This is a genomic window from Microbacterium sp. (genome assembly GCF_047972865.1).
In the GTDB taxonomy this organism is placed as follows: domain Bacteria; phylum Actinomycetota; class Actinomycetes; order Actinomycetales; family Microbacteriaceae; genus Microbacterium.
In genome coordinates this window covers 1-5,217 of record NZ_JBKEAY010000194.1, presented here as the reverse complement: position 1 = coordinate 5,217, position 5,217 = coordinate 1, and the positions used below count along the sequence as shown (strand labels likewise).

Annotated in this window: 3 protein-coding genes and 1 pseudogene; 1 reads left to right on the top strand and 3 read right to left on the bottom strand. The window is 68.4% G+C overall.

Annotation, left to right across the window (positions count from 1 at the left end):
• Positions 1 to 93 precede the first annotated feature (93 nt).
• Positions 94 to 2,322, bottom strand: a complete 2,229-nt coding sequence (gene glgX, locus ACK5KK_RS11915; RefSeq protein ID WP_416890299.1) for a glycogen debranching protein GlgX — start codon at positions 2,320 to 2,322, stop codon at positions 94 to 96.
• 105 nt (positions 2,323 to 2,427) lie between these two features.
• Positions 2,428 to 2,916 carry a glutaminase gene (locus ACK5KK_RS11910; RefSeq protein WP_416890298.1) on the bottom strand — a complete coding sequence of 163 codons (489 nt, stop codon included), beginning with the start codon at positions 2,914 to 2,916 and terminating at the stop codon, positions 2,428 to 2,430.
• A gap of 334 nt (positions 2,917 to 3,250) precedes the next feature.
• Between ACK5KK_RS11910 and ACK5KK_RS11905 the strand changes: the two are divergent.
• A pseudogene (locus ACK5KK_RS11905) lies at positions 3,251 to 3,982 on the top strand (DUF998 domain-containing protein); the annotation flags it as partial.
• 296 nt (positions 3,983 to 4,278) lie between these two features.
• On the opposite strand, the gene ACK5KK_RS11900 reads toward ACK5KK_RS11905, so the two are convergent.
• Positions 4,279 to 5,217: cytochrome b/b6 domain-containing protein (locus tag ACK5KK_RS11900; RefSeq protein ID WP_416890297.1), on the bottom strand; the 939-nt coding region annotated here is incomplete at its 5' end.

Sequence of the window (5,217 nt, the reverse complement as noted above, 5' to 3'; positions counted from 1 at the left end):
CCACGCCGAGCGCGTGCAGATACCCGGTGATCTCGGCGGCGGCATCCAGGTCGAAGCCGGGCCGGATCTGCAGGCGGTAGGTCGAGGAGGGCGTCATCGACGGTGCGCGGCGGCGCGGGCGGACGAGGACGGCGACTTGGCGCCGGGGATGATGTCGATCGGCGTCGTGTAGGCGGCGAGCGAGGCCGCGACGGTGTGGTCGGTCTTCATCTCGGGTTCGTCGGCGTCGATGAGGACGATCAGCGAGGTCGCCGCGACGCGCACCCGGTCGCCGCCCGTGTGTGGGGCACTGTGGGAGAGGGTGCCCCCCGTGTCGAGGATGACTTCCCAGCCCGGGCTGAACTCCGCGCTCGGGATCGTGAAGTCGATCGGCTCGTTCGACGCGTTGAACAGCACGAAGAAATGCCGGTCGTCGATCGGCGCTCCACGGCGGTCGCGTTCGCGGATGCCGTGCCCGTTCAGGAACACGCCGATGGCGCGCCCGAACCCGGAATCCCAGTCCTCCGGTTGCATGACCGTTCCGTCCGGACGGAGCCAGGCAATGTCGGGGACAGGCGAATCCTCCTCGCGTCGCACCGGGCGGCCGTTGAAGAATCGGCTCCGGCGAAAGGTGGGGTGCTCGCGCCGCAGGCGCGCCAGCCACGCCGTGAACTCGATCAACGGCTGGTCGGCGGACTCCCAGTCGACCCACGTGGTCTCGTTGTCCTGCGCGTACCCGTTGTTGTTGCCGCGCTGGGTGCGCCCGAGTTCATCACCGTGCGAGATCATCGGAACGCCTTGGCTCAGCAGCAGCGTGGCCAGGAAGTTGCGCTGCTGGCGCGCGCGCACCGTGAGAATCGCGGGGTCCTCCGTCGGCCCCTCGACTCCGTTGTTCGACGACCGGTTGTGGGACTCGCCGTCCCGGCCGTCCTCACCGTTGGCGTCGTTGTGCTTCTCGTTGTACGAGACCAGGTCGCGCAACGTGAAGCCGTCGTGCGCGGTGACGAAGTTGATGGATGCCACCGGCCACCGACCGGAGTGCGCGTACAGATCGGCCGAACCGGTGATGCGCGAGGCGAACTCGCCGAGCGTGGCCGGTTCCCCGCGCCAGAAGTCGCGCACGGTGTCACGGTATTGCCCGTTCCATTCGGTCCACTGCGGCGGGAAGTTTCCCACCTGGTAGCCGCCGGGGCCGATGTCCCACGGTTCGGCGATCAGCTTGACCTGTGAGACCACCGGATCCTGCTGCACCAACTCGAAGAAGGTCGACAGCTTGTCCACTTCGTAGAACTCCCGCGCCAAGGCGGACGCGAGATCGAATCGGAACCCGTCGACGTGCATCTCCAGCACCCAGTACCGCAGCGAGTCCATGATCAGCTGCAGCGTGTGCGGATTACCCACGTTCATGCTGTTCCCGGTGCCGGTGTAATCGGTGTAATAGCGCTTGTCGTTGTCTTCGAGGCGGTAGTAGGCGATGTTGTCGATCCCGCGCATCGACAGCATCGGGCCGAGGTGATTGCCCTCCGCAGTGTGGTTGTACACGACGTCGAGGATCACCTCGATGCCCTCGGTGTGCATCGCCTGCACCATCCACTTGAACTCCTGCACCTGCTGGCCGCGCTGCCCCGAGGACGAGTAGGTGTTCTGCGGGGCGAGGAAGGCGATGGTGTTGTACCCCCAGTAGTTCGACAGCCCCTTCTCCTGCAGCGTGGAGTCGTTGACGAACTGGTGCACCGGCATCAGCTCGATCGCCGTCGCACCGATCTTCTTCAGGTGCTCGATGATCACCGGGTGCGCCAGGGCCGCGTAGGTGCCCCGGATCTCCTCCGGGATGTCGGGGTGGCGGGCGGTGAGACCCTTCACGTGCGCCTCGTAGATCACGGTTTCGGAATACGGCGTCTTCGGGTGCCGGTCGCCGGCCCAGTCGAAGAACGGGTTGACGACGACTCCCTGCATCATGTGTGCCGCCGAGTCGTCGTCGTTGCGCGAGTCGGGGTACCCGAAGTCGTACCCGAACACCTCTTGACCCCAGGTGACCTGGCCTTCGACGGCCTTGGCGTACGGGTCGAGCAGGAGCTTGTTCGGGTTGTAGCGCTGACCGGATGCCGGGTCGTACGGCCCGTGGACGCGATACCCGTACCGTTGACCCGGCTTCACGTTCGGCAGATAGCCGTGCCACACGTAGGCGTCGACGTCGTGCAGCCGCACCCGAGTCTCGGTGCCGTCGTCGTCGAACAGACACAACTCGACGCGTTCGGCACCCTCGCTGAAGATCGCGAAGTTCGTGCCGTTGCCATCGAAGGTCGCTCCGAGTGGGTACGCCATTCCGGGCCACACCTGCATGCGACTCCCTCCCTCGGCCGCGGACGGCCGTCACGATCAACACTACCCAGCGCATCCGGCGGCCGGACGGACCGGAGCAGCCTCGCGCCGGTGGGTCCGCAGCGGTCAGAGCAGGGATAGTTGCTCGGCGAGGTACGCGCCCAGGCCACGTCCGGCCCCCTGGGCGCTCCAGCGCACCCACACGATGTCGTCACGGCGTGACAGCGGACCCGACTCACCTCCCGCATCGACGGCGGCGAGGTCGAGCTCGGACCACCCCAGATGCAGCGTCTCACCCTCGGCGAACCCGCCGCGGAAGGCTGCCGCGGCCACCGCGGCCCGCTCCCGCGAGGCCTGTGCCGTGTACCCGCGGATCACCTCGCGGCGAGAGCGCACCACCTCACCCACCGCGAACACGGCGTCCGCCGTGAGGAGGAAAACGCCCAGCCGCCATGCCTGCCCCACCGGGACGATCTTCGGCGCCGCGCCGAACCCGAACAGGCCTCGCGACCGCCGCCGTTCACCCAATCGCTGCTGCGGTCGGCCCGCGAGTTCCCGGCGTGCCTGGGCGAACAGTCCGCGTGCGCTGCCCTGGTCGGCCGATCCCGGCATCATCGCCCCTCCTGGTCTCACGTCCATTGTCGTCGATACGCGGTGGTGCGCCGATGAACCGATGGTCACCGAGGTCCTCGGGAACGGGTATGGTGGATGGCGGATCTGCGACGCCCAACTTGCATCCACGCCGCTGTCCCCAGCACCGGCATGAGTCCGTTCCCCAGCGGGCTCTCGCAAATGTGGCGGGAGGATCTGGGTTCCCCTCAGGATCCGGCCCCCACCGAAGCTCCTGAGGGGAACCATCCCCACCCCATCAGGTTTGTCCCCCATATGGGGGACAAACCACCCGCGCGCGGTTCCCCGGGGTCTCCACGCTCACGCCGACTCCCCTAAGATGAGGCCTGATGAGGCGGACGCACCGGTGGGTCCGCAGCCGCTGGTTGCTCGCGCCGGGGCGGCCGATGCAACGGGGACTCTGCGCGGGCTCCCTCTATTTGGAGAGCACATGCACTCCCCCACAGCACCGCGCGACACACAGGAGCACCGCCCCGGTCGAGTGCGCCGTTTCTCCGCCGGGAAACGGTCCGTCGCGTGGGTGGTCCTGTCCGGCCTCGTCCTGTGCCTCGGCATCGCCGCCTCGGCGGCCACCACGGCCGACGACTCCTGGTGGGAGCTGTACTTCAGCCACCTCGGCACGTTCGGGGACCTCTCCAGCCACCTGTTCAACGGCGGCATCCTCGTGAGCGGCGCGACGATCGCCTTCTCGTCCGTTCCGATGCGCCTGTCGATCGAGCGGGCGTTGAGCGCGGGCACCCTGCACGACGGGCGCGCCGCGCGCGTGCTCCCGCAACTCGTGTTCGTCCTCGGCCTGTTCCTGTCGATGATCGGGGCGATCCCGCTGTCTCTCAGCGAGTTCTTCCACGACCGTGCCGCCAATGGCGTACTGCTGTCGTTCGTCGCCCTCGCCTTCGCCGCGCGCAAGCTCGCGCCGGAGCTTCCCGCCGGCACGCATCGGGCCGCGATCGCGGCCACGACCGTGCTGCTGGTCGGGATCGTCGCCATGGTCACCGGCATCATCAACCTCACGATCTTCGAGATGATCGCTTTCGGCACCATGCTCAGCTGGGTGCAGGTCATCCAGTGGAACCTCGCTGCCCTCGGCGCTGGGGCCGGGGCTCCGCCCGGGCCCGGGGAGCCCCTCGCCCCTGACGTGGCATCGTCAGGGGAACGCCCGACGGCGCCACGTCACGCGCCGATCCGGGCCCAGGTCCGGCCGATCGGGCAGGACGCACGGTGGTACGGCCCTCCCGCGGCCCGACCGACGGGGTGCCCCGATCCACCGCCACGGATCCACCGAACAGCCCGTCCGGCCCGTCATGCCCCCGCGTCGCCGTGCCGTGCCGTCCGCGCGGACGGCGCCGGTCACCGCGCGGTGACCGTGCCGAACAGGCGCGCGAGCGGGGCGACCGTGAGCGGACGCAACGCGACCCAGGCCGCCGCGATCACGACGAGCGAACCCGCGAAGATCCAGAACCCCGTCGGGTTGTCGGCGTAGCGCACACCATCGACGGAGCCGAGCGACGCGTACATGTGGTTGAGGTTGCGCAGCGCCCCCGTCGAGATCACCAGCGCGACGTGCACCACGATGAACGCGACGAAATAGATCATCGTCGGGAAGTGGACGGCACGGGCCCGCTCGATCGGATACGCCGCCGTGAGACGTTTCGCGCCCTGCGGCCAGAGACCGCTCATCCGGAAACCGGTGACCGCCGCCAGTGGGGCCGCCACGAAGACGGTGACGAAGTAGGCGAGCTGCTGCAGCGAGTTGTAGTTGACCCACCCGTTCTCGGTGGGCCACTGCAGCGACACGTACTGCAGCAGGGCGGACAGCGCGTTGGGGAACACATCCCAGCTCGTCGGCACGATCCGCATCCACTGGCCCGTGACGAACAGCAGCACGACGAAGACCGCGCCGTTGACCAGCCAGAGCAGATCGAGCACCTGGTGGGTCCAGATGGTGAGGCTGATGCGCTTGCGCGGGGAGTCCTTGGGGGCCCAGAACGCCGAGGGGCGCTTCTCGGTGCGCACCTGCACCCCGGTGCGGATGATCAGCACCATCAGGAACACGTTGAAGAAGTGCTGCCACCCCAGCCACGCGGGGATGCCGACAGGCGCGCCGTCGGGCAGGTGGTACTCGCCGGGGTAACGCGCCAAGAACTCCTGCATCCCGCCCAGTGAGAGCAGGACGCGGGTACCGGTGACAGCCAATGCCACCGCCAGCACCAGGCCGATCACGCCGACCAGCGACACCCCCCACCACTGTGCCGGGGTGTAGGGGCCGATCCGCCGGATCGCGGCGGG

Coding starts and splice junctions, on each gene's coding strand:
- glgX (WP_416890299.1), bottom strand. CDS start 2,322: ATGCAGGTGTGGCCCGGAATGGCGTACCCACTCGGAGCGACCTTCGAT.
- ACK5KK_RS11910 (WP_416890298.1), bottom strand. CDS start 2,916: ATGATGCCGGGATCGGCCGACCAGGGCAGCGCACGCGGACTGTTCGCC.